Origin of the sequence: Roseococcus sp. YIM B11640, assembly GCF_049727625.1 — a bacterium.
Classification (GTDB): domain Bacteria; phylum Pseudomonadota; class Alphaproteobacteria; order Acetobacterales; family Acetobacteraceae; genus Roseococcus.
Map to the genome: position 1 here is coordinate 551,628 of NZ_JBBJOZ010000001.1, position 22,485 is coordinate 574,112.

The 22,485-nt window shown below is 71.0% G+C and carries 23 protein-coding genes and 1 tRNA gene; 10 read left to right on the forward strand and 14 right to left on the reverse strand.

All coding sequences use genetic code 11. The annotated features are described in order from the left end of the window. The 3 genes from WJM96_RS02780 to WJM96_RS02790 form a co-directional block, all read right to left on the reverse strand. Positions 1-306 (reverse strand): AzlD family protein, encoded by a 306-nt coding sequence (locus WJM96_RS02780; protein WP_424810895.1) that lies wholly within the window; start codon positions 304-306, stop codon positions 1-3. A gap of 4 nt (positions 307-310) precedes the next feature. Continuing rightward, positions 311-967 carry a hypothetical protein gene (locus WJM96_RS02785; RefSeq protein ID WP_424810896.1) on the reverse strand — a complete coding sequence of 219 codons (657 nt, stop codon included), beginning with the start codon at positions 965-967 and terminating at the stop codon, positions 311-313. Positions 968-1,050: 83 nt separating this feature from the next. Next, a complete protein-coding gene (locus tag WJM96_RS02790) occupies positions 1,051-2,754 on the reverse strand; it encodes a transglycosylase domain-containing protein (RefSeq protein WP_424810897.1) in 1,704 nt (567 codons plus the stop codon). Positions 2,755-3,072: 318 nt separating this feature from the next. Here WJM96_RS02790 and WJM96_RS02795 point away from each other — a divergent pair, with 318 nt between their 5' ends. Further along, a complete protein-coding gene (locus WJM96_RS02795) occupies positions 3,073-3,405 on the forward strand; it encodes a hypothetical protein (protein ID WP_424810898.1) in 333 nt (110 codons plus the stop codon). 11 nt (positions 3,406-3,416) lie between these two features. Then, a complete protein-coding gene (locus tag WJM96_RS02800; RefSeq protein ID WP_424810899.1) occupies positions 3,417-3,971 on the forward strand; it encodes a hypothetical protein in 555 nt (184 codons plus the stop codon). Here WJM96_RS02800 and WJM96_RS02805 read toward each other — a convergent pair whose 3' ends face one another. Then, on the reverse strand, positions 3,972-4,595 hold the full coding sequence (locus WJM96_RS02805; protein WP_424810900.1) for an FMN-binding negative transcriptional regulator: 624 nt from the start codon (positions 4,593-4,595) through the stop codon (positions 3,972-3,974). Positions 4,596-4,846: 251 nt separating this feature from the next. Between WJM96_RS02805 and accD the strand changes: the two genes are divergently transcribed. Both accD and WJM96_RS02815 read left to right on the forward strand, forming a co-directional pair. Then, entirely contained in the window at positions 4,847-5,722 is an 876-nt protein-coding gene (gene accD, locus WJM96_RS02810; RefSeq protein WP_424810901.1) for an acetyl-CoA carboxylase, carboxyltransferase subunit beta, read from the forward strand. A gap of 77 nt (positions 5,723-5,799) precedes the next feature. After that, positions 5,800-7,083, forward strand: a complete 1,284-nt coding sequence (locus WJM96_RS02815; RefSeq protein ID WP_424810902.1) for a bifunctional folylpolyglutamate synthase/dihydrofolate synthase — start codon at positions 5,800-5,802, stop codon at positions 7,081-7,083. 120 nt (positions 7,084-7,203) lie between these two features. Here WJM96_RS02815 and WJM96_RS02820 read toward each other — a convergent pair whose 3' ends face one another. From WJM96_RS02820 to WJM96_RS02845, 6 genes are all read right to left on the reverse strand, one after another. Beyond that, positions 7,204-8,076, reverse strand: a complete 873-nt coding sequence (locus WJM96_RS02820; RefSeq protein ID WP_424810903.1) for an SH3 domain-containing protein — start codon at positions 8,074-8,076, stop codon at positions 7,204-7,206. Between the two features lie 48 nt (positions 8,077-8,124). Further along, the gene (locus WJM96_RS02825; protein ID WP_424810904.1) at positions 8,125-8,499 is read right to left on the reverse strand and encodes a DsrE family protein; all 375 of its coding nucleotides are present in this window, start codon (positions 8,497-8,499) and stop codon (positions 8,125-8,127) included. Beyond that, positions 8,496-9,293, reverse strand: a complete 798-nt coding sequence (locus WJM96_RS02830) for a HesA/MoeB/ThiF family protein (RefSeq protein ID WP_424810905.1) — start codon at positions 9,291-9,293, stop codon at positions 8,496-8,498. Before WJM96_RS02830 ends, WJM96_RS02825 begins: the two co-directional genes overlap by 4 nt. Before the next feature lie 112 nt (positions 9,294-9,405). Beyond that, positions 9,406-9,843 (reverse strand): dUTP diphosphatase, encoded by a 438-nt coding sequence (gene dut / locus WJM96_RS02835; protein ID WP_424810906.1) that lies wholly within the window; start codon positions 9,841-9,843, stop codon positions 9,406-9,408. Further along, positions 9,840-11,021, reverse strand: a complete 1,182-nt coding sequence (coaBC, locus tag WJM96_RS02840) for a bifunctional phosphopantothenoylcysteine decarboxylase/phosphopantothenate--cysteine ligase CoaBC (RefSeq protein WP_424810907.1) — start codon at positions 11,019-11,021, stop codon at positions 9,840-9,842. The genes dut and coaBC overlap by 4 nt, the downstream gene beginning before the upstream one ends. A gap of 20 nt (positions 11,022-11,041) precedes the next feature. Further along, complete coding sequence (locus WJM96_RS02845; protein WP_424810908.1) at positions 11,042-11,878, reverse strand: DMT family transporter; 837 nt, start codon at positions 11,876-11,878, stop codon at positions 11,042-11,044. A 201-nt stretch (positions 11,879-12,079) separates the two neighbouring features. Between WJM96_RS02845 and WJM96_RS02850 the strand changes: the two genes are divergently transcribed. Continuing rightward, positions 12,080-12,481 (forward strand): group III truncated hemoglobin, encoded by a 402-nt coding sequence (locus WJM96_RS02850; protein ID WP_424810909.1) that lies wholly within the window; start codon positions 12,080-12,082, stop codon positions 12,479-12,481. A gap of 47 nt (positions 12,482-12,528) precedes the next feature. Here WJM96_RS02850 and folD read toward each other — a convergent pair whose 3' ends face one another. Further along, positions 12,529-13,368, reverse strand: coding sequence for a bifunctional methylenetetrahydrofolate dehydrogenase/methenyltetrahydrofolate cyclohydrolase FolD (folD, locus tag WJM96_RS02855; RefSeq protein WP_424810910.1), 840 nt, complete (start codon positions 13,366-13,368; stop codon positions 12,529-12,531). A gap of 10 nt (positions 13,369-13,378) precedes the next feature. Further along, entirely contained in the window at positions 13,379-13,690 is a 312-nt protein-coding gene (locus tag WJM96_RS02860; RefSeq protein WP_424810911.1) for a YggT family protein, read from the reverse strand. Between the two features lie 154 nt (positions 13,691-13,844). On the opposite strand from WJM96_RS02860, the gene WJM96_RS02865 reads away from it, so the two are divergent. After that, positions 13,845-13,920, forward strand: a tRNA-Ala gene (locus WJM96_RS02865). 8 nt (positions 13,921-13,928) lie between these two features. Here the strand turns inward: WJM96_RS02865 and WJM96_RS02870 are convergent. Together WJM96_RS02870 and WJM96_RS02875 are read right to left on the reverse strand one after the other, a co-directional pair. Next, entirely contained in the window at positions 13,929-14,891 is a 963-nt protein-coding gene (locus WJM96_RS02870) for an SDR family oxidoreductase (RefSeq protein ID WP_424810912.1), read from the reverse strand. A gap of 8 nt (positions 14,892-14,899) precedes the next feature. Further along, positions 14,900-16,951 (reverse strand): catalase, encoded by a 2,052-nt coding sequence (locus tag WJM96_RS02875; RefSeq protein WP_424810913.1) that lies wholly within the window; start codon positions 16,949-16,951, stop codon positions 14,900-14,902. A gap of 139 nt (positions 16,952-17,090) precedes the next feature. Here WJM96_RS02875 and WJM96_RS02880 point away from each other — a divergent pair, with 139 nt between their 5' ends. From WJM96_RS02880 to feoB, 4 genes are all read left to right on the forward strand, one after another. Then, a complete protein-coding gene (locus WJM96_RS02880) occupies positions 17,091-19,196 on the forward strand; it encodes an AsmA family protein (RefSeq protein ID WP_424810914.1) in 2,106 nt (701 codons plus the stop codon). 143 nt (positions 19,197-19,339) lie between these two features. Further along, the gene (locus tag WJM96_RS02885) at positions 19,340-20,200 is read left to right on the forward strand and encodes a hypothetical protein (RefSeq protein WP_424810915.1); all 861 of its coding nucleotides are present in this window, start codon (positions 19,340-19,342) and stop codon (positions 20,198-20,200) included. A gap of 111 nt (positions 20,201-20,311) precedes the next feature. Beyond that, positions 20,312-20,599, forward strand: coding sequence for a FeoA family protein (locus WJM96_RS02890; RefSeq protein ID WP_424810916.1), 288 nt, complete (start codon positions 20,312-20,314; stop codon positions 20,597-20,599). Continuing rightward, entirely contained in the window at positions 20,596-22,485 is a 1,890-nt protein-coding gene (gene feoB, locus WJM96_RS02895) for a ferrous iron transport protein B (RefSeq protein ID WP_424810917.1), read from the forward strand. The genes WJM96_RS02890 and feoB overlap by 4 nt, the downstream gene beginning before the upstream one ends.

Below are 22,485 nucleotides of genomic sequence, written 5' to 3' on the forward strand. Positions count from 1 at the left end.
CTAGAGCCCCGCGCCGCGCAGGAGCCACATCACCGCGACGCCCGAGGCGATGGCCAGAAGGTAGCTCCGCGTGCCGATCATCACGCCCATGGTGCAGGCCGCCGCCAGGGCGGCCGAGGGGCCGCCCATCACGATGGCGGGCGTGACGAAGGCCACGAAGATGCAGCCCGGGATGTGGCTCAGCATCGCGATCACGAAGGGCGGCGGGCGGAAGGCGCGCAGCAGCGCATATCCGCCCGCGCGCAGCATGTAGGTCGAGAGCGCCATGCCGAGGATGGCGAGCAGCACGTCCCATCGAAGCGTCATGCGGTCACCAGCTGAGGCGCAGCGACCCGCCGATGAAGTTGGAGCCGCTGCCATAGGCCGCCAGCGCGCCATAGCCGCCCGAGCGGTGGTGGATGCGCGGCAGCACGATGGAGACGGAGCGCAGGTTGGGGTGCCACCACTCGACCTCGATGGGAACCTGGAACTGCGTGCGGTAGGTGTCCACGCCCTGGATGTCGGTGCGGCCGACCTCCAGCCCCGTGGTGCCGGTGGCGTAGGAGATGCCCCACCCCGCGGCGATGTTCGCCTGCAGCCCGGTTCGCGGGCCGATCTGCCCGGTGCGGAACATGAAGTAGGCGCCGAGCTCCGCATTGGTCTGCCGGCCCGCATACTGTCCCACGGCGGCATGCAGCTCGAACTGGTTGTTGCGCAAGGCGCAGCCCGTGCAGAAGGGGATCGGCAGGTCGAACTTGAACGGCGTGTAGCCGAGGTCGAGCTGGAAAAAGGTGGCGCTGCGGAAGCCGAGCTCGCCCTGGACGAACTGGCTCGGAAGCTCCAGCAAGGTGCCCTTCAGGAACTGGCCCACATAGAGGCTCACCTGCCAGTCGCGCCGCGTGGGATCGCCGGCGGCCTGGGCCGGCCGCAGCCCGGCGGCGGCGAGAACGGCCATGAGCAGCCAACCGCACCACTTGAGGTGAGGCATCGTTCGCGCCCTCCGTTTTCCCATTCCGGGACCGTGGAGGCACTGCAACATGATAACAAGGAATAAAGTGAAGAAGCGGGAGTTTACCGGGCCGACTCATTGCCGCGCACGGCCTCGACGATCTCGCGGAACAGCCGCGCGGGCAGGGTGCCGCCGCCCACATCGTCCATCCCGAGATTGTTGTCATTGCCGAGCCATACCCCGATCACCACCGGCCCGGAAGCGAGCTGCGCGAAGCCCATGAACCAGGCGTCGTGATAGTTCTGCGTGGTTCCCGTCTTCCCGCCCGTGGTCACGCCCGGGACCGCCGCGGCGCGGCCGGTGCCATAGCGCGTCACGGCCATCATCATCTGGCGCATCTGCTCGGCATGGGAGGCCGCGATCACCTGGGCGGGCTCCACGCGCGGAGCCGGCAGCACGCGCCCGCGCTCGGCCTCCACCCGGGCCATGCCGAAGGGCGTCACGCGCCGCCCGCCATTCACCAGCGCGGCATAGGCGGCGGCGAGGTCGATCAGCGTCACCTCGCCGGTGCCCAGCGCGATCGAGCCGTCCGGCGGGAAGCGGCCCCGGATGCCGAGGCGCGACGCGACCTCCGCCACCGCGCGCGGCCCGCCGCCCATCTGCATCACCCGCACGGCCGAGGTGTTCACCGAATGGGCGAAGGCCTCCTCCAGCGTGACGGAGCCGCGTGAGCGGTAGCGCCCGTTGGAGGGCGACCAGCGCCCGCCTGCGATGGGCAGGTCGCTCACGGAATCGCCGGGGCTCGCGCCGCGCTCCAGCGCCGCCAGATAGACCAGCGCCTTGAAGGTGGAGCCGGGCTGGCGGCGCGCATCCGTGGCGCGGTTGAAGGGCGAGCGGCGGAAGTCCCGCCCGCCCGCCATGGCGCGCACCGCGCCGTTCTGCGCATCCAGCACGATCACGGCGCCCTGGCTGACGCGCATCTCGCGCCCTGGCCCGTCCAGGATCGCGGCCATGCGCGTTTCCACGGCGTTCTGCCAGCGCGGATCCAGCGTCGTGCGGATCACGAGGTCGGCGCTGCCGGGGAAGGCCTCGGGAATATCCTCGAAGATCCAGTCGGCGAACCAGCCGCCATTGCGCGAGGGCCGGGGCGGGATGGCCATCTCGTCGATGGCGCGTGCCATCTGCGCCTCGTCGATCGCGCCCGTGTCGCGCATGGCGGCCAGTACGTCGCGCGCGCGGGCCATGGCGCCGTCGGGATTGGAGCGCGGGTTGTAGCGGGAGGGCGCCTGCGGCAGCCCCGCGAGGATCGCCGCCTGCGGCAAGGTCAGCCGCCGCGCCGAGACGCCGAAATAGAGGCGCGCCGCCGCATCCACCCCATAGGCGCCGCCGCCCAGATAGACGCGGTTCAGGTAGATCTCGAGCAGCTGGTCCTTGCTGAAGCGATGCTCGAGCCAGAGCGCCATGAGCGCCTCCTGCACCTTGCGGCGCGTGCTGCGCGCGGGGCTCAGGAAGATGTTCTTGGCGAGCTGCTGCGTGAGCGTGGAGCCGCCCTGCACCACGTCGCCCGCGTGGAAGTTGCGGTAGAGCGCGCGGGCGAGGCCGATGGGGTCCACGCCGAAATGCTGGCGAAAGCGCCGGTCCTCGATGGAGAGCAGCGCGGCGGGGACATAGGCCGGCATGTCGCGCAGCCGCAGCGTCTCGCCATAGAGGTCGCCCTGGTTGCCCAGCGGCCCGCCATCGGCGGTCTGCAGCGTCACGCTCGGGCGGCGCTGGTGCTCGAGCGCGGCGTCGGGGCGCGGCATGTCCCAGGTGAACCAGAGCAGCACGGCGGCGAAGGCGAAGGTGCCCCAGATGGCCAGGATGACGCCCAGCCGGAAGAGCCGCCCGCCGAGGCTCCGGCGCGCGGGTTTCGCAGTGCGGCCAGAGGACCCCGGGGAGGGCCCGCTGGTTTTGGGCCCGCTCGGGGGGGGCCGTCTTTCGAGCCGGGGGGAGGCACGAGGGCGAGGGGCCGCGGGACGCAGCCTGGCGGCCGCCGCTCGTGGCATGGGACGGGTTTAGCATCCTGCCCGTGCACGGCGCCAGCGTTGCAAAGCTCGGCCGCCTCGGGCGTTGCCTGAAGGCCCATGGCAGGAGCACCGGCACCGATGACGCGTATCGACCTGTCCGACTGGCGTGGAATCGCCATCGGCCACGGCATGATGTGGCTCTATCTCTCGGCCTACGCGAGCATCGCGCTGTGGCCGGGGGTGCATGCCCGCGACCCGCTCTTCACCCTGGGCGGGGGCGGGGCGATCGCGGCCGTGATCCTTCTGTCCGACTGGCTGAAGGGGCCGATCCGACGCTGGCTGGAGCGCAATGTCGCGCCCGATCCGGCGCGGCACGAGCGGCTGAAGAACGCCGCCGTGGCCGTGATGTGCGTTTTCTCGGCGGCGGTCACCGTGCTCGGTGTCTTCGTCGCCATCCGTTATGGCCGCTGAGGAGGGCGCGCATGGAAACGAGGCCGCCCTTCCGCGCCTATGCCTATCGCCGTGGGCTCGTGATCCTGATCGCTGTCATGATGCCGCTGGTCGCGCCCTGCTTCACCGCGACCGTGCTGTTGCCCGACGCGCCCCTGGCGCTGCGGATCCTGGGGCTCGTGGTCCTGCTGCCCATCATCGTCTGGATGCTGCTCTCGGTGGGGATGCTGTTCGACTCGCGGCCGGTGCTGGAAGTGGACGAGCACGGCTTCCTCTGGCGCCGCTGGTCCGAGACGCCGATCCCCTGGAGCGCGGTGGACCGCTGGCAGGCGCGGCCGCATATGGGCATCGCCTACGTGACGGTCTGGCTGAAGGATCCCGCCTCGAACCCGCCGGGATGGGTGCATGCCATCCTGCGCCCGGGCAACAAGTGGCTGGGCATGGGCGATGTCACCATCCCCGGCGGCGGGCTGGACCGCGGCTTCGACGAGGTGGCGGCCGCCTTCGGGCATTTCGCGCCCAAGCCCCCGCTGCCGCTGGAGCCGCGCCTGGCCCGCCGGCTCGAGGCCGCGCGCCGGAAGCGCTAGCTATTCGGGAATAAGGGCCGCCATGGCCCGGTCCGCCGGGTCGGCGCTGGCGCCGAGGCCCCGCGCCACGCCCGCGCGGTCGGCCGCGTCGCGGTTCTGGCTCGCCTTGCGCTTGGCATCGAGCCGCGTGATGGGCATACGGATGCCCACGATGCCGCGAAGCTGGGCGCGGATGAAGGATTCGGGCGCGTCGGAGACGGCCCAGGGTTCGGCCCGCCCGCCCTCGTGCCGCTCCGTCAGCCGCGTGACGACGTCGAGCAGCCGCTCCGCATCGTCGAAGACTTCCAGCGGGCCATAGGCGTGGATGGCAACGTAGTTCCAGGTGGGCACGACCTTCCCGTGCTCCGGCTTGGAAGCGTACCAGGCGGGCGTCACATAGGCGTCCGGGCCCGTGAAGATGGCCATGGCCTCGCCCTGCGCCGCCAGCTTGCCCTGGGGGTTGGCGCGGGCGATGTGACCGTAGAGCGTGCCGTTCGGCCCTTCCTCCGCCGCCAGCAGCATCGGCAGCGGCGTGGCGATGAGCCCGTCCGCCGTCGCGGTGACGAGGCTGGCCAGGCGCGCGCCGCGGATCAGCGCATGGATCTGGGTGAGGTCTTCGACGCGGAAGGCGGGCGGGATGTACACGGCATGGGCTCCTGTCTGGGGCGATCATGGCGCCAGACTGGTCCCGTTGCTACGTCCAATCAGGGTGGGGTCTGCTGGTCCAATCTGTGCGGGACCATTGACCCGGCGGGCAAGCCCCGTCATGTCAGCCCACGAGACTACACCGCTTCCGGCCGCATGGCGGCCGGCGCGCGCGACCGACATTCACCCGGGTAAGCTCCGCGCGAAGCCAAGCCGCCGGGGCGGCGCCCGGCGCCTGAGGGCAAAGAAGCATGAACTGGATTTCCGAGTGGGCCCTGCCCAAGATCAAGACGCTCTTCGGTTCCCGCGAGGTGCCGGAGAATCTTTGGCATAAGTGCCCCCAGTGCGAGCAGATGATCTTCCAGACGGATCTGGAGAAGAATCTGCGCGTCTGCCCCCATTGCGGCTTCCACATGCGGCTCTCGGCCCGGCAGCGGCTGGACGCCACGCTCGACGGAGGCTGGCAGAAGATCGAGCTGCCGAAGGCCCCGGCTGACCCGCTGCGCTTCCGCGACCAGCGCCGCTATTCGGAGCGCCTGCGCGACGCGCAGCAGAAATCGGGCATGGATGACGCGGTGGTGGTCGGCCACGGGCAGATCGAGGGGCAGCGGGCGGTCGCCGCCGCCTTCGAGTTCGCCTTCATGGCGGGTTCCATGGGCCAGGGCGTGGGCGAGGCGATCGTGACCGCCGCGCGGCTCGCGGTGCTGCAGGACGCGCCGCTGATCGTCTTCACCGCGTCGGGCGGCGCGCGCATGCAGGAGGGCGCGGTCAGCCTGATGCAGATGCCGCGCACGGTCATCGCGACGCAGATGGTGAAGGATGCGGGCCTGCCCTTCATCGTCGTGCTCTGCGACCCCACGACGGGCGGCGTGACCGCGAGCTTCGCGATGCTGGGCGACGTGCAGATCGCCGAGCCCGGCGCGCTCATCGGCTTCGCCGGCGCGCGCGTCATCGAGCAGACGGTGCGCGAGAAGCTGCCCGAGGGGTTCCAGCGCGCGGAGTACCTGCTCGAGCACGGCATCCTCGACATGGTGGTGCCGCGCGGCGAGATGCGCGCGATGCTGGGCCGCCTGATCCGGCTGCTGCGCGATGCGGAAACCTCGGAGCCGGCGCCGCAGGCGGCTTAATCCTCTGCCCTCAAGCGCCGGGCGCGCGCTCTGCGCGCTTGGCTTCGCCGGGAAGTTTGGCGCCTAGGCTTTTCGACATGATCCCATCTTCTCGTTCCGAGGCGATCATCGACCGGCTGCACAAGCTGCATCCGGTGCTGATCGATCTCAGCCTCGACCGGCTGAAGCGGCTGCTCGCGCAGCTCGGCCATCCCGAGCGGAAGCTGCCGCCGGTGGTGCATGTCGCGGGGACCAACGGCAAGGGCTCGACCTGCGCCTTCCTGCGCGCCATCGGCGAGGCGGCCGGGCAGCGGGTCCATGTCTACACCTCGCCGCATCTCGTGCGCTTCCACGAGCGCATCCGCCTCGCGGGCAAGCTCGTCTCCGAGGAAGCGCTGATCGAGGCGCTGGAGGAGGTGGAGCGCGTGAACGGCGCGGAGCCCATCACGGTGTTCGAGATCACCACGGCGGTCGCGCTGCTGCTCTTCAGCCGCGTGCCCGCGGAGCTGCTGGTGCTCGAGGTCGGCCTCGGCGGGCGCTACGACGCGACCAATGTGGTGGACAGCCCGTCCGCGACGGCCATCGCCAGCATCTCGATGGACCACATGGACTTCCTCGGCGTCACGCTCGCGCAGATCGCCTACGAGAAGGCGGGCATCATCAAGCCCGGCGTGCCCTGCGTCACCGGGCGGCAGGATCCGGAGGCGCTGACGACGCTGGCCGGCTACGCGGCGGAGATGCGCGCGCCGCTGCTGGCGCGCGACGCGGCGTGGTCGATCGGCCCGCACGGTCCTGGCCATGTCTACAACGACGCGCGCGGGCGGCTCGTGCTGCCGGCGTTGGGACTGCGCGGCCGCCACCAGCCGGACAATGCGGGCATCGCCATCGCGTCGCTGCGCGCCTGGCAGCCCGCCTGGCTGACGGACGAGGCCATCAAGCGCGGCGTCGCGGCGGCGCATTGGCCCGCGCGGATGCAGCGCCTGTCGGGCGCGCTGGCGCCGGCCGAGCCCTGGCAGCTCTGGCTGGATGGCGGGCACAATGCCGGGGCCGGCGAGGCCCTGGCCGAGACCGTCGCCGAGGAATGGCGCGACCGCCCGCTGCACCTCGTCGTGGGCATGAAGCAGGGCAAGACCGCCGAAGGCTTCCTGGCGCCGCTCCTGCCGCTGGCGGCCAGCGTGACGGCGGTGAGCGAGCCGGGGCAGCATCTCGCGATGTCGGTGGACGACATCATCGCGGCCAGCGGCGGCGTCGCGCGGCCGGGGCCCGATGTGCGGAGCGCGCTGTCGCGAATCCTGCGCGAGGAGAAGCCGGGCCGCATCCTGATCTGCGGCAGCCTCTACCTCGCCGGCGAAGTGCTGAAGCTGGACGGCACCAGCGCCTGAGGGGACGAACGATCCGAGGCTCTGCCCCGGATCGCGGCCGCGCCAGGCCCGCGGTTCAGCCAGCGCCCCTGTGCGCGGCGCGCAAGCCCAGGGCGCCTGAGGGCAGAAGCAACGAGGAAATTACTTAATTTCCTCGTCTGGCATCACGCCGAAGATGTCGGCGCGGCGGATGTAGCCGCGGCGGTCCTGCACCTGCACCTCGCACCAGCCGCTGCCGGCTTCGCAGGCGCGGATGCGGCCGATGACGCCGGGGCGCAGGCGCGCGACGGGCGCGGCCCCTTCCTCCGCGCGGCGGCGCAGCGGGACCTCGCCTTGCGGCTCGCCCAGCACGATGAAGGTGCGGCGGCCGGGCTGGAGGTTGGAGGCGGCGAGCCAGCCTTCCGCGCCATCGGGGTCGCGGATGCGCCGCCATTGCTCGTGCTCGCGGATGATCTGCACGGGCAGGTCCGCGCGCTGGTAGCGCCACTCGATCGGATAGCGGCGGTCGGGGCCGACGCGCAGGTTCACGTCGTTCGAGCGCAGCGCCGCGAAGCGCGGCATGGGCAGGCCGGTGACGCTGCCGATGGTGGGCTGCGGCTCGGGCGGGGGCGGGGCGGCCTGGGCGGCGGCCGCTGCCGCGGCGGCGGCAGCAGCAGCGGCGGCTGCGGCTGCGGCTGCGGCGGCAGCCTCGCGGCGCTGGCGCTCGGCCGCCTGGCGCTGGGCGGGCGTCTGGGCCGGGCGGGCCTGGTTGGGGCGGGCCTGGTTGGGGCGGGCCTGCGTCTGGCTGCCGCTGCGGGGGCGCTGGGCCGCCGGCGGATTGGCGGGGGGACGGCGGCCGGCCGTGTTGGTCCGGGGCGTGGTCGAGGGCTGCGCCTGGGCCGTTGGAGCGGGCGCGGCGGCCCGGGGCGGCGCAAGCGTCTGCGAGCCGCCCAGGCTGGACTGCGCGCGCGAAAGGCCGGGCGGAAGTGATGCGCCTGCCAGGGCGAGAACCGCGATGGCGAAGAAAGCCCTCATGCCCCTTCGATGCCGCTTCCCGCCGCGCCGGGTCAAGCCTCCGTGCCGTCAGAGGGTCAGCATTTGCCCATCGCCGACCGCGCCGAGGAAGGTCACGATGCCGGCCTTCTCGGCCCCTTCGGCCAGGGTGGCGGCCTCCAGGGATTCGGCGCGCAGACCGGCCTCGCAGGCGATCATCCGGATGCCGAGCTGCCGGGCCGCGTCCATCAGCGTCGCGACTGTCGCCACGCCGCGCGATTCCAGCATCGACTCGCGCGGGTCGCGCTCCAGCGGCGCATCGGCCAGCAGCAGGCGGCAGCCGGCGTTGGTGGCGAAGAGCGTCACCTCCCGCCCGATGGCGGCGGCGCCGGTGGCCAGCATCAGCGCGTAGTGCCCACGCTCATGCCCGCCGGAGATGAGCAGGATTCCGAGCGGCCGGCTCATGAATGCGCGGAAAGGTCGTGGATCGTCGCGGCCTCGCCGCAAAGCGCGCATTCGGGGTCGCGGCGCAGCTTCACCATGCGGAAGCGGGCATCCAGCGCGTCCCAGAGCAGCAGGCGGCCGGACATGTCCTCGCCGATGCCCAGGATCACCTTCAGCACCTCGGTTGCCTGCAGCGTGCCCATGACGCCCACGACGGCGCCGAGCACGCCGGCCTGCGAGCAGGTGGGGACCAGCCCCTCGGGCGGCATCTCGGGGTGCAGGCAGCGGTGGCAGGGCTGGGGCGCGCCCTCATGCGCGCGGAAGACCGAGAGCTGGCCCTCGAAGCGCAGCACGGCGGCGCTGACCAGCGGCTTCTTCAGCAGGTGGCAGGCATCGCCCAGCAGGAAGCGCGTGGGGAAGTTGTCGGTGCCGTCGCAGATCACGTCGTATTGCGGGATCAGCTCCTCGGCCGCCGCGCGGTCCATGCGGCGAGTGTGCAGCTCCAGCCTCACGTCGGGATTGAGGTCCCTGAGGGCGGCGGCGGTGCTGTCCGTCTTGAACTGCCCGATGCGCGAGGTCGCATGCGCGACCTGCCGCTGGAGGTTCGACAGCTCCAGCTCGTCATGGTCCACGAGGCCGAGCGTGCCGACGCCCGCCGCCGCCAGGTAGAGCGCCAGCGGCGAGCCGAGCCCGCCCGCGCCGACGATCAGCACCCGCGCGGCCCGCAGCTTCGCCTGGCCGATGGCGCCGACCTCCTTCAGCAGGATGTGGCGCGAGTAGCGGTGCAGCTCGTCTTCGGTGAAATCGAGGTCCATGGCGGGAATATGGGGGCTAGAGCGGGATGAACAGAGGCGCGCATGCGCCGGGGGTCTGAATCCCGCCACCAGCCAGGCCATGGAAGGTGAACGGATGCGAAGCCATCATCGCCTAGTTGCGGCCCGTCGAGCCGAAGCCGCCGGTTCCGCGCTGGGTCTCGGGGAGGACCACGACCTCCTCCCATTCCGCGCGCGTCACGGGCGCGAAGACGGCCTGGGCGATTCGGTCCCCCCGCGCGATCTCGAAGGCCTCGGCGCCGGTGTTGAGGAGGATGACGCCCACCTCGCCCCGATAATCCTCATCCACCGTGCCGGGGGAGTTGGGCAGCGTGATCCCGTGCTTGAGCGCGAGGCCGGAGCGGGGGCGGATCTGCATCTCGTAGCCCTCGGGCAGCGCGATGCGCAGGCCGGTGGGCACCAGGGCGCGGCCGCCGGCCGGGATGGTCATGGCCTTGGCGGCCAGCAGGTCCATGCCGGCCGCGCCCTCGGTGGCGTAGGCGGGGAGGGGAAGGCCCTCGGCATGGGGCAGGCGCTGCACCAGAACCTTCATTGGAAAAACGCCGCCACGCGCGCCGCGAGCCGCGTCGCCACTTCACCCTTGGGCATTTCAGGCCAATCCTCCACGCCAGTCCTCGTCACCAGATGCACCGTGTTCCGCTCGCCGCCGAAGACGTCGCCGGACACGTCGTTCGCCACGATCCAGTCGCAGCCCTTGCGCTCGAGCTTCTGCCGCGCGTGCTCCACGACATGCTCCGTCTCCGCCGCGAAGCCGACGACGAGCCTCGGGCGCTGCGCGTGCTTCGAGACGGTGGCCAGGATGTCCGGGTTCAGCGCCATGGTCAGCGTCGGCGCGGCGGCGCCCGGCTCCTTCTTGAGCTTCTGCGTCGCTTCCTGCGCCACGCGCCAGTCGGCGACGGCGGCGGCGAAGATCGCGGCATCGGCGGGCAGGGCGGCCTCGCAGGCGGCCAGCATGTCGCGCGCGGATTCGATGCGGACCAGCGCGACGCCGGCGGGCGCGGCGAGGTTCGTGGGCCCGCTGACCAGCGTCACCCGCGCGCCGAGCGCCGAGAGGGCGGCGGCGATGGCGTAGCCCTGCTTGCCGCTGCTGCGGTTGGAGATGTAGCGGACGGGGTCGATCGGCTCCTGCGTCGGGCCGGCGGTCACGACGATGTGGCGGCCCTTCATCGGCCCGTCGGACAGCAGCGAGCGGACGGCATCGGCCATCTGCTCGGGCTCGGAGAGGCGGCCGGGGCCGCTCTCGGGCTCGGCCATCGGGCCGTCCTCGGGCCCGACGAAGCGGACGCCGCGCGCCTTCAGCGAAGCGACGTTCGCCGCCGTCGCGGCATGGGCCCACATGGCGGGATTCATGGCCGGCGCGACCAGCACCGGGGCGCGGGTCGCGAGCAGGATGCAGCCTGCCAGATCCTCGGCGAGCCCCTGCGCCATCTGGGCGAGGCGGCTGGCGGAGGCGGGCGCCACCACGACCGCATCGGCCCAGCGCGCGAGGCGGATATGGCCGATCTCGGCCTCGGCGGCCCAGAGGTCGTCGGAGACATGCTCGCCGGTGATGGCAGCCAGCGCCTCCTTCGTCACGAAGCGCGCGCCGCCGGCCGTGAGCACGGCGCGGACGGCGGCGCCCTCGGCGCGCAGCAGCCGGACCAGCATCAGCGCCTTGAAGGCCGCGACGCTGCCGGAGACGATCAGGAGGATCTTTCGGCCCTGGAGCATTCGGCGACCCTATCCCAGCCTCAGCGCGCGCGGAACATCAGCAGCAGCCCGGCCAGCGTGATGGCCCCGCCCAGCAGGTCGCCCCAGGCCAGCCGCTCGCCCAGCAGGGCCCAGCCGATGACGGCCGCGACCGGCGGGGCCATGAGCTGCAGCGCCGCCGCGTTGGAGGCGCCGAAGCGTGCGATGACCACGAAGAACAGCGCATAGCCCGCCATGCCCACCACGACCGAGACGTAGAGCAGCGCGGAGACCACCGGCAGGCTCGGCACCCCCGGCATCGGCCCGCCCCAGAGGCCGACGAGCACGAGCAGCAGCAGGCTGGCCGTCACGGTCTGCACGAAATTGGTTGGCCAGGCCGCCACCCGGCCGCGCGTGGGGGCATAGGCCAGCACGCCGATGGCCTGGAGCAGCGCGCCCAGGATGGCGATGCCGAGCCCCCAGGCCTCGGCCGCCGCGATCCCATCGGCCGAACGCAGCAGCCCGAGCAGCGCCACGCCCAGCCAGCCAAGGCCGAGGCCGAGCCAGCCCGTGCGCGACATGCGCTGGCCCATCGCGGCCTCGCCCAGCGCGACGAAGAGAGGCGCGCAGGCCGAGAGCAGGGCCACCAGCCCCGAGGGCACGTAGCCCGAGGCGACCCAGGCGCAGGCCAGGTAGCCGCCCATGCCGAAGACGCCCATGGCCATGACGCGCAGCAGGTCGCCCCCGCGCGGCAGCGGCGCGTGGCGGGCACGCACCAGCAGCCAGAGCAGCGGCCCCACCGCCGCGAAGCGGAGCAGCAGCGCCCAGAGCGGCGGCCATTCGAGCGCGATGACCCGCGCGGCATTGAAGGCCGAGCCCCAGAGCAGGACATAGGCCACGACGAGGAGAAGGTTGATGACAGGCGATCCGTCGTTTCGGCGTCATCCTGGCGCGCGGGGAAGGGCGCGTCGAGGTGCGGTACTGCCATGCTATAGCGGGCCCTCCTTGTGCCCGGAGGAGCTGTGTCAGTCCGGCCGTGAGGCGCAGCCTGTCCGTCGTCCGCTGCGCGCTGGGAAGCATCTCCGTGCTATCCTGACCGCATGACCACCCCCGACGGCATTGACGAGGCCTCGCTGGCGCACCTCGTCCAGCGCTTCTACGAACGCATCCGCGCCGACGCCCTGCTCGGCCCGGTCTTCGAGGGCGAGGTGGACGACTGGCCCGCGCACCTCCAGACGCTCGCGGATTTCTGGTCCGGCGTCATGCTCCGGGGCGAGCGGTACAAGGGAAATCCGGCGGCCGTGCACATGCGGCTCCGAGAGCATCTCTCCGCCGAGAAATTCGCGCGCTGGCTGGCGCTCTGGAAGGCGACGACGGAGGCCGAGATGCCGCCGGAAGCCGCGGCGCTGCTGCAGGAGCGCGCCAGCCGCATCGCGCGGAGCCTGCAGATGATGCTGGACTTCGTACCCGGCGCCCGGCCGCAGGCCTGGACGCCGGGATAATTCTGAGCGGCTGATTCTCCGGCGATGCCGGCTTCGCGGACCAGGCGCTAGGCCCTGCGGGCCAGCGCCGCCTCCAGCGTGTTCTCCAGCAGGCAGGCGATGGTCATGGGACCGACGCCGCCCGGCACGGGCGTGATGGCGGCGGCGCGGGGCAGCGCCTCCTCATAGGCGACGTCGCCCTTCAGCTTGCCGTCGGGCATGCGGTTGATGCCCACGTCGATGACCATGGCGCCCTCGCGCACCCAGTCGCCCCGGATCATCTCCGGCCGGCCCACCGCCGCGACCAGGATATCCGCCCTTCGGCATTCGCCGGGCAGGTCCGCGGTGCGGGAATGGGCGATGGTCACGGTGCAGTCGGCGCCCAGCAGAAGCTGCGCCATGGGGCGGCCCACGATCTGGCTGCGGCCCACCACCACGGCGCGCGCGCCGGAGAGCTTGGCCTTGGCCTCGGCCAGCAGGTGCATGACGCCCCGCGGCGTGCAGGGTACGAGGCCGGGCAGGCCCGAGGCGAGCTTGCCCGCATTCACCGGGTGGAAGCCGTCCACGTCCTTGGCCGGGTCCACGGCGGCGATCGCGGCCTCGGAGCGGATGTGCTTCGGCAGCGGCAGCTGCACCAGGATTCCGTCCACGCCCGGGTCGGCGTTGAGCGCGGCGATCTGCGCCAGGAGCTCGGCCTCGGTGGTGGATTCAGGCAAGTGGATGGTGCGCGAGGCGAAGCCGGCCTCGCTCGCGGCGCGGTCCTTGTTGCGGACATAGACGCCGCTCGCGGGATCCTCGCCGACGCGGACGACGGCCAGGCCGGGCTTGAAGGAGAGCTGGGCGATGCGGGCCGCGAGGCTCGACCGCAGCCGCGCCGCCACAGCCTTGCCGTCGATGATCTGCGTCATGCGCGAATCCTCAGAAATAAAGCCCGCCGCGGATCAGGTAGCCCTGGATCGCCCCCACCAGCAGCATCGCCGCCTGGACCAGCAGCAGCACCACGAGGGGCGAAAGGTCGATGTTCCCGAAGTTGGGAAGCATGTTGCGCACGGGCCGCATGGCAGGTTCCGTGACGCGGTAGAAGAAGTCGGAGAGCGACCAGACCAGCCGGTTACGCGTGTCCAGGACGCCGAAGCCGATCAGCAGCGACAGGACGGCCGCGATCAGGATGGCCCAGAAGAACAGGCTGAGCCCGGCCTGGAGAAGGAAGAAGACGGCATCGAGGATCATGGCGGGGCGGCACTCCGGATGTCAGCGCCCCTTGTCGCGGATGGCAGGGCGCGGGGCAAGCGCCAGGGCTGGAGGGAGAGGGGGGTGTTGACACCGGAAGCCCGATCTAGCATGAACCGGCCCCTCGCCGCGCCCCAACGCGGCGGATGGATACGGGGCTGTAGCTCAGTTGGGAGAGCGCGTCGTTCGCAATGACGAGGCCAGCGGTTCGATCCCGCTCAGCTCCACCATCCCTCCCTCAATGTGCCCCATAGCCGCCGATCACAGGCAGAATCTCGCCCGTGATGTAGCTCGACATCTGCGGTGACGCGAGGAAGACGTAGGCCGGCGCCAGCTCCTCCGGCTGGGCTGGGCGCTTCATGGGCGTGCCCTCGCCGAAATGCTTCGCCTTCTCGGCATCGTCGCTGGGGTTGAGCGGCGTCCAGACCGGGCCCGGGGCCACGGCATTGACGCGGATTCCGCGCGCGATCAGCGCGCCCGAGAGCGCCCGGGTGAAGGCGTGGATGCCCCCCTTCGTCATGGAGTAGTCCACGATGGCCGGGCTTCCCATCAGCCCCGTGACCGACCCCGAGTTCACGATGGAGGAGCCGGGCTTCATGCGGGGGATGCAGGCCTGCGTCATGTGGAAATAGCCATAGAGATTGGTTTTGAGCGTGAGGTCGAAGTGATCCTCCGTCAGGTCCTCGAACTGGCCCACGTGAAGCTGGAAGGCGGCGTTGTTCACCAGGATGTCCACCCCGCCCAGCGCGCCGGCGGCCTGTTCCACGGCGCTGAAGCAGAAGGCGCGGTCGGTGACGTCACCAGCGATGGAGTGCGCCTTGCGGCCCTCGCCCCGGATGGCCTCGCAGGTCTTATCCGCATCGGCCTGCTCGCCGGGAAGGTGCATGATGCAGACATCCGCCCCCTCCCGCGCGAAGAGAACCGCGACCGCGCGCCCGATGCCGGAATCGCCGCCGGTCACGATGGCGCGCATGCCCTCCAGCTTGCCCGAGCCCTTCCAGTAGGGCGCATCGTACATGGGCTGGAGCTTCTGGTCCTTTTCCAGCCCGGGCTTGTCCAGAAGCTGATCCGGGAAGGGCGGTTCAGGGTATTCGCGCGCGCCCGCCTGCATGGCTCCCTGGGGCTTCTCCTTCGGGCGCTTCGCGTCGGCTTCCTTCACCTGACGCTGGATGGCCCGCTGGCGTTCCTCGACCTGGCTCATTGGCTTCCTCACTTGACCTGTGGCTCGCGTTCCCAGAAGCGAAGCTGGCGGCAGGCCGTGACGAAGCCCGCCGCATCGCCGGGCTTGGCGAGTGGGATATAGCCGCCATCCATCGCCACGCCGGCCTTCTCGAAGAGAGGCGCGGCGGAGGCGGTGTGGGCGACGAACTTGCAGTGGGCATGCGCGTCGGCGAGCCAGTCGCGCATCACGGCCACCGGCGCGAGCATGCGTGCCGCGGCTTCCGACGGCAGCAAGGCCACCGCGTCGAACAGCACCGACGGCCCGCCTTCCAGCGCGTGGTCGGCCGGCACGATCTCGCCCGAGCTCGAGATGATTCCGCCGACTTTCGGCGCCACCAGCTCCAGCACCGCGCCTTCCGCCGCCAGCTCGGCTTGCAGATCGGCCAGCAAAGCCATGTCCGTGCCGTCCGTGACGAAGGCGCCGACCTTCCGCCCGGCGAAGCTCGGGGGCGGGTTCAGCTGGATGCTCAGCGCCGGCGATGGTGCGAGCTCGATCACGGGCCGCGCCGGCGCCGCGGCCCCGGGCAACTCCATGCCCAGCCCATCGGCGATCTTCGCGGCCAGCGCCTCGTCCACATTCCGCAGGCGCGAGAGCATGCGCGCGCGGATGGCGGGCGTCTGGACCTTGCCGAGTTCGAAGACGAAGGCGTCGCGGATGTGCCCCTGTTCGACAGGCGTCTGACTCTGGAAGAACTGGCGCGCCTGGCTGTAGTGGTCCGCGAAGAGTTCCGGCCGGATGCGCAGCTTGGGTCCCATCTCCTCGGCGGGGACGCTGCGGAAGCCCGTCTCCGGCGCTTCTCGCGGGCCCTCTCCCCAGGAATTGGGCTCGTAGTTCACGCGGCCCTTCGGGTTGCGGAAGGCCATGTGGCCATCCTGCTGGAAGTGGTGGAAAGGGCATTTCGGCGCATTGATCGGCAGCTGGGCGAAGTTCGGCCCGCCGAGCCGCTTCAGCTGCGTGTCGAGGTAGGAGAAGTTCCGCCCCTGCAGCAGCGGGTCATTGGTGAAGTCGATCCCGGGCACGACGTTCTGCGTCATGAAGGCGACCTGCTCGGTCTCCGCGAAGAAATTGTCCACCACGCGGTCGAGCACCAGGCGGCCGACGCGGCGAACCGGGACCACCTCTTCGGGAATGATCTTGGTCGGGTCCAGGATGTCGAAATCGAAGCTCGCGGCGAATTCCTCGTCGAAGAGCTGCAGGCCTAGCTCCCATTCGGGAAAGTCGCCGGTCTGGATGGCGTTCCATAGATCCCGGCGATGGAAATCGGGGTCGGCGCCGTTGATCTTCACCGCCTCGTTCCACATCACCGACTGCATGCCGAGCTTCGGCTTCCAGTGGAACTTCACGAACGTGGATTTGCCCTGGGCGTTCACCATGCGGAAGCTGTGGACGCCGAAGCCCTCCATGAAGCGGAAAGAGCGAGGGATCGTGCGGTCGGACATGATCCACATCAGCATGTGCGTGGATTCCGGCATCAGCGACACGAAGTCCCAGAAATTGTCGTGGGCGGTCTGGGCCTGCGGGAAGCCGCTGTCCGGCTCGTCCTTGGCGGCGTGGATCAGGTCGGGGAACTTGATCGCGTCCTGGATGAAGAAGACCGGGATATTGTTCCCCACGAGATCCCAGTTGCCCTGCTGGGTGTAGAGCTTCACCGCGAAGCCGCGCACGTCGCGCGCCAGGTCGGAGGAGCCCTTGTTGCCCGCAACGGTCGAGAAGCGGACGAAGGCCGGCGTCCGCTCGCCCGCGCGCTGGAACAGGTCCGCGCGCGTGATCGCCTCGAGGGACTCATAGGTCTCGAAATAGCCATGCGCGCCATAGCCGCGCGCGTGGACCACGCGCTCCGGAATACGCTCGTGGTCGAAGTGGAAGATCTTCTCCCGCAGGATGAAATCTTCCAGCAGGCCTGCCCCGCGCGGGCCGGCGCGCAGCGAGTTCTGGCCATCGGCGATGGGCAGGCCCTGGCTCGTGGTCAATGTGGGAAGGGCGCCACCCGCCGTCTGATGGGTTTCGCCGCCGTTTCCGGTCATCTCGTCCGAAGCCATGGAATGTCCCTCTTCCGCCGAAGCATGAACCCGAGGGCAGGACGTCCGTTTCGGCGCCACCGGGATTTATGTGCGGTGGCATGAAGGCAACCCCTCCGCGTCGCGCGGGTTTCGCTGCATGGCCTGGAGGTGAATCGAGATGCGGATCCCCAAGGCGTTGCGCTGGTCCGCCGGCATCGCCCTTCCCATTCTGGTCCTGGCACTCCTCTTTCGATGGGACTGGCTGATCCCGCTGGTGGAGGCGCGCGCGACCGCGGCGCTCGGCCGGCCGGTGAGCATCGCGCACCTCCACGTGCGGCTGGGCCGCGTGCCGGAGATCACGCTGCGCGACATGCGCGTCGCCAATCCGCCGGAATTCCCCGCCGACCCGCCCTTCGCCCTCCTGCCCGAGACGGTGGTGACGGTGGAGCTCTGGCCCCTGCTGCGTGAGCGGCGCGTGGTCATCCCCTCCATCGCGCTGCGCGAGCCCGCCTTGCAGTTGCTGGCGCGCGAGGACGGCACGGCCAACTACACCTTCCCAGCGCTGGACAGCGCGGGCGGCGAAGCCGGCGGCGGCCCGGGCGTGGAGATCGGCCGCCTGGCCATCGCCGATGCGCGTGCCCGCGTCGCGCTGGAGCGGCTGGAGGCCGACTTCAACCTTCTGCTCTCGACCCAGGATGCGGAAGGGCAGGAGCCTTCCTTCACCATGCGGGCCGAGGGCACCTATGCCGCGCAGCCCATCAACGGCGAGATGACGGGCGGCGCGCTGCTCGGCCTGCGCGATGCCAGCAGGCCCTGGCCCATGCGGATGCAGCTGGCGAACGGACCGACCCAGGTGAAGCTGGAAGGCACGGTGACGGAGCCGCTCGCGTTGCGCGGCGCCGACCTGCGGCTGGAGTTGCAGGGGCCGGACATGAAGCTGCTCATGCCGCTCACCGGCGTGCCCATCCCGACCACGCCGGCCTATCGCGTCGCGGGGCGGCTGGATTTCACCGAGGGGCGCGTGCGCTTCCATGACATGCAAGGCCGTGTCGGCCGCACGGATCTCAATGGCGAGGTGCTGGTGGCACCCAATGCCGCGCGTCCGGCGACCGAGGTGCCGCTGGCGCCCGCCGCGCCGCCCGCCCAGGCGCGCGGCCGCCAGCAGCGGCAGGAGCAGCAGGCCGCTGCGAGCCCGCCGGAACGCCCGCCCGTGACGCAGGCGCCGCCTCCCGCGGCCGGGCCGAACCGGCGCGAGCGCACGCCGCCCGTCCCGGCCGACCGCCGGCCCGAAAGCACAAGGCCGCGGCCCGAGGTCACGGCCAACCTCAACTCCCGCCGAGTGAACCTGGACGATCTGGCGGGCTTCATCGGCGGCGCGCCGACGGAGGGGCAATCCAACGCGCGCTCGGGCCGCGTGCTGCCGGATGCGCCGGTGAGCCTGCCGCGCATTCGCGCCGCGAACATCCACCTGAACTATCGCGCCGAGCGGATCGAGGGGCGCAACATGCCGCTCGACAACCTGCGCGTCGCCATGGACATCGTCGATGGCGTCGTGACGCTGCATCCCGTCAGCTTCGGCGTCGGGCAGGGCCGCATCGCCAGCGAGATGGTGCTGACCCCGCAGGAGGATGGCGCGCTCCGGCTGCGCGGCACGGCGGAGTTCCAGCGCGTGGACGTCTCGCGCCTGCTGGGCGCCACGGGTGTCGCGGAAGGCGGCGGCGCGCTTTCCGGCACGCTGCAGCTCGACAGCACCGGGCGGTCCGTCGCGCAGCTCCTCGCCCGCGGCAATGGCGGCGCGCGGCTTTTCATGTCGGGTGGCAACATGTCGGCCCTGCTGGTCGACCTTGCGGGCCTCAGGCTGGGAAATGCGATCTTCTCCGCGCTCGGCCTGCCGAACCGGACGCGCGTGGAGTGCTTCGTCGCGGACCTCGGCCTCCAGCGGGGCATCGTGAACCTGCGCACCGTCCTGCTCGACACCGAGGACGTGCTGATGAACGCCACGGGCAGCGTGAACCTCGTGAACGAGCGCATCGACGTGCGCCTCGGCACGGATTCGAAGTCCATGACGATCGCCGCCCTGCCGACGAGCTTCCACATCGCCGGCACTTTCGCCGATGCCTCGGTGACGCCGGATGTGGTCGAGCTGGGCATTCGCGGCGGCCTGGCGGCGGCTCTGGGCTTCGTCGCGGTGCCGTTGGCGATCCTGCCGACCATCCAGTTCGGCATCGGCGACGACCCGCGCTGCCGGAATCTCGTGGGCCGTGCACGTGGTGCTTCCCGCTGATGCAACCGCGAGGCGAGTTCTCCCGTTTCGCCAACAGGTTCGATCATTCCAAGGAGGCAAACATGGGTCGCGGCATTCTTCTCTGGCTGCTCGGGGTTCCCATCCCGGTCATCATCCTGCTCGCGCTCCTCTGGCGCTGAGCCATGTCGGAATTCGTCGAATCCAGAGAGATGTTCCTGCGTGACCGCGAGCCGCCCGTCGCGGCGGTCGCGGCGCCGGAACAGTCGGCCGTATCCTGGGCGGCCATTTTCGCAGGCGCGGTCGCGGCCTGCGGTGCCTCGCTCGTGCTGCTGGGTATCGGCACGGGGTTCGGCTTCTGGTCCGTCTCCCCGTGGGAGGGCCAGGGCGCTTCGGCCACCACGCTCGGTGTCATGACCGTCGTGTGGCTGATCATCACGCAGTGGATCGCCTCGGGCCTCGGCGGCTATGTCGCCGGGCGGCTGCGCACGCGCTGGACGGCCGTGCACCGCGACGAGGTCTTCTTCCGCGACACCGCCCATGGCCTGCTGTCCTGGGCGCTGGCGACCATCATCGCCGTCTCGCTGCTCGGTGCGGCGCTCGGCAATGTGGTCGGCGCGGCGGGGTCGGCCGCGAGCTCCGCGGTGCAGACCGTGGGTCCCGTGACGCCCTATGCGCTGGACCGGCTGCTTCGCCCCGCCCAGCCCGGCGCCGCCCCGGCGCAGGGTGACGACGGGGTCGCCGCTGGCGAGGCCATGCGGATCGTCAGCAACGCGGTCATGACCGGCGAGCTTCCGGCGGCCGACCGCGACTACCTGGCGGGCCTCATCGCTTCCCGGACCGGTGTTTCGGCCGACGAGGCGCGGACGCGGATCGACCAGGCCGTGACCCAGGGCAAGGAGGCCAAGGTGGCCGCCCAGCGCCTGGCGGACGAGGCGCGGGCGGCGGGCGCCAAGCTCGCCATCTTCATGGCGCTGTCGCTGCTGATCGGGGCTTTCGTCTCGAGCGTGGCCGCGGCCTATGGCGGGCAGTTGCGCGACGACTAAGGGACGTGTCACTCCCGTAACGTAACGCCGGCGGCATCAAGCCGCCGGCTAATTGCAAATGCCAGCTATTCGCATCAAAAAGGCGCGCCATCTTCCTGGATCCGCGCGTGCATGTCTGATTCCGAACCCGCCCCGCCCGCCGATCTCGGCCAGGCGGCGCGTGGCTTTTCCGGCCGCATCCTGGGCCTTCGTCCGCTCGCCGCGCACGGCCTCCCGGCCGAGGAGCTGGAACGGCGGCTGATCGAGCTCGGCTTCGTCGAGGGCGCCCGCGTCGAGGTGCTGCATACGGGCCCCTTCGGCGGCGACCCCATCGCCATCCGCGTACAGACCACCACCGTCGCGCTCCGCCGCAGCGAGGCGGCCTTCATCCTCGTCGGGCCGGCCGGCAGCGCATCATGAACGAGATCAGCTCGCGCGCGCGCGCCATCCGCATCGCGCTGGTCGGCAACCCGAATTGCGGCAAGACGGCGCTGTTCAACGCGCTGACCGGCAGCCATCAGCGCGCGGCGAACTACCCGGGCGTGACCATCGAGCGCAAGGAAGGCCGCCTCACCACTCCGGGCGGGCGCCAGGTTTCGCTGCTGGACCTGCCCGGCACCTATTCGCTACGCGCCCGCAGCCCCGACGAGGCCATCGCGCGCGACGTGGTGCTGGGCCGCGTCGAAGGCGTGGCGCCGCCCGAGCTCCTGGTCTGTGTCGTGGACGCGACCAGCCCGCGCCTCGGCCTGCGCCTGGCGCTGGAGCTCAAGCGCACCGGGCGGCCGATGATCGTCACCCTCAACATGATCGACATCGCGCGCCACCGCGGCATCGCGATCGACGTGGAGAAGCTGGCGGCGGAGCTCGGCGTGCCGGTCATCACCTCCGTCGCCGTGCGGCGCGGCGGCACGGATGCGCTGCTCGCCGCCTTCGATGCCGCGCCATCCGGCGAGGCGCAGCGCCTCGAATGGAGCGCGCCGGACGCGGCCGCCCTGCGCGAGGCGCAGCGCGAGGCGGACCGCCTCGTCTCCGCCTGCGTCGCCATCCCCGACAAGCGCGACCCGCTGACGCGGCGCCTCGATGCCGTGCTGCTGCATCCGGTGGCGGGCATGGTCATCCTGCTCGCGGTGCTGTTCCTGATGTTCCAGGCCGTCTTCGCCTGGGCCGAGCCCGCGATGGACCTGATCGATGGCGGCTTCTCGGCGCTGGGCGATCTCGTCGCCTCCACCCTGCCGGAGGAGGGCGCGGCAGGGCTGCTGCGCAGCTTCCTGAAGGATGGGCTGATTGCGGGCGTGGGCAGCGTGCTGGTCTTCCTGCCGCAGATCCTGATCCTGTTCCTCTTCATCCTGCTGCTGGAGGATTTCGGCTACATGGCGCGGGCCGCCTTCCTGATGGACCGCATCATGGGCGGCGCGGGGCTGCACGGGCGCGCCTTCATCCCGTTGCTGTCGAGCTTCGCCTGCGCCATCCCCGGCATCATGTCCACGCGCGTCATCGACAGCCGGCGCGACCGGCTGGCGACCATCCTGGTCGCGCCGCTCATGACGTGCTCGGCGCGCATTCCGGTCTACACGCTCATCATCGGCGCCTTCATCCCGGACGAGACGGTCTGGGGCTGGGTGGGGCTGCAGGGCCTGGTGATGTTCGGCCTCTACGCCATCGGCATCCTGAGCGCGCTGGCCATGTCCTTCGTGTTCCGCAAGCTGATGTGGCGCAAAACGCCCAACGACCCCTTCATGCTGGAGCTGCCGGACTACAAATGGCCGCGCGCGCGCGACGTGGCCATCGCGCTCTGGCAGCGCGCGCGGGCTTTCCTGCGGCGCGCGGGCACGATCATCCTCGCGATGATGATCGTGATCTGGTTCCTCTCCTCCGTGCCCCGCCCGCCGGAGGACGCGACCGAGCCCGCGATCGAGTACAGCTACGCCTACGCCATCGGCAATGCGGTGGAGCCCGTGCTGCGCCCCATCGGCTTCAACTGGCAGATCGGCGTGGCGCTCATCCCCGGCATGGCGGCGCGCGAAGTCGCGGTGGCCTCGCTCGGCACCGTCTATGCCATCGAGAATGCCGAGGATGATTCGACCGAGCTCGGCCAGGCCCTGGCCGGGAAATGGTCGCTGGCGACGGCGCTGGCCTTCCTCGCCTGGTATATCTTCGCGCCGCAATGCGCGGCGACGCTGGCGGTGATCCGGCGCGAGACGGGCGGCGCCAGGTGGGCGTGGTTCACCTTCGCCTACATGGTGGGCCTCGCCTATCTCGCCGCCTTCGTCACCTTCCAGACCGCGCGCTGGCTGGGGGCTGGATAG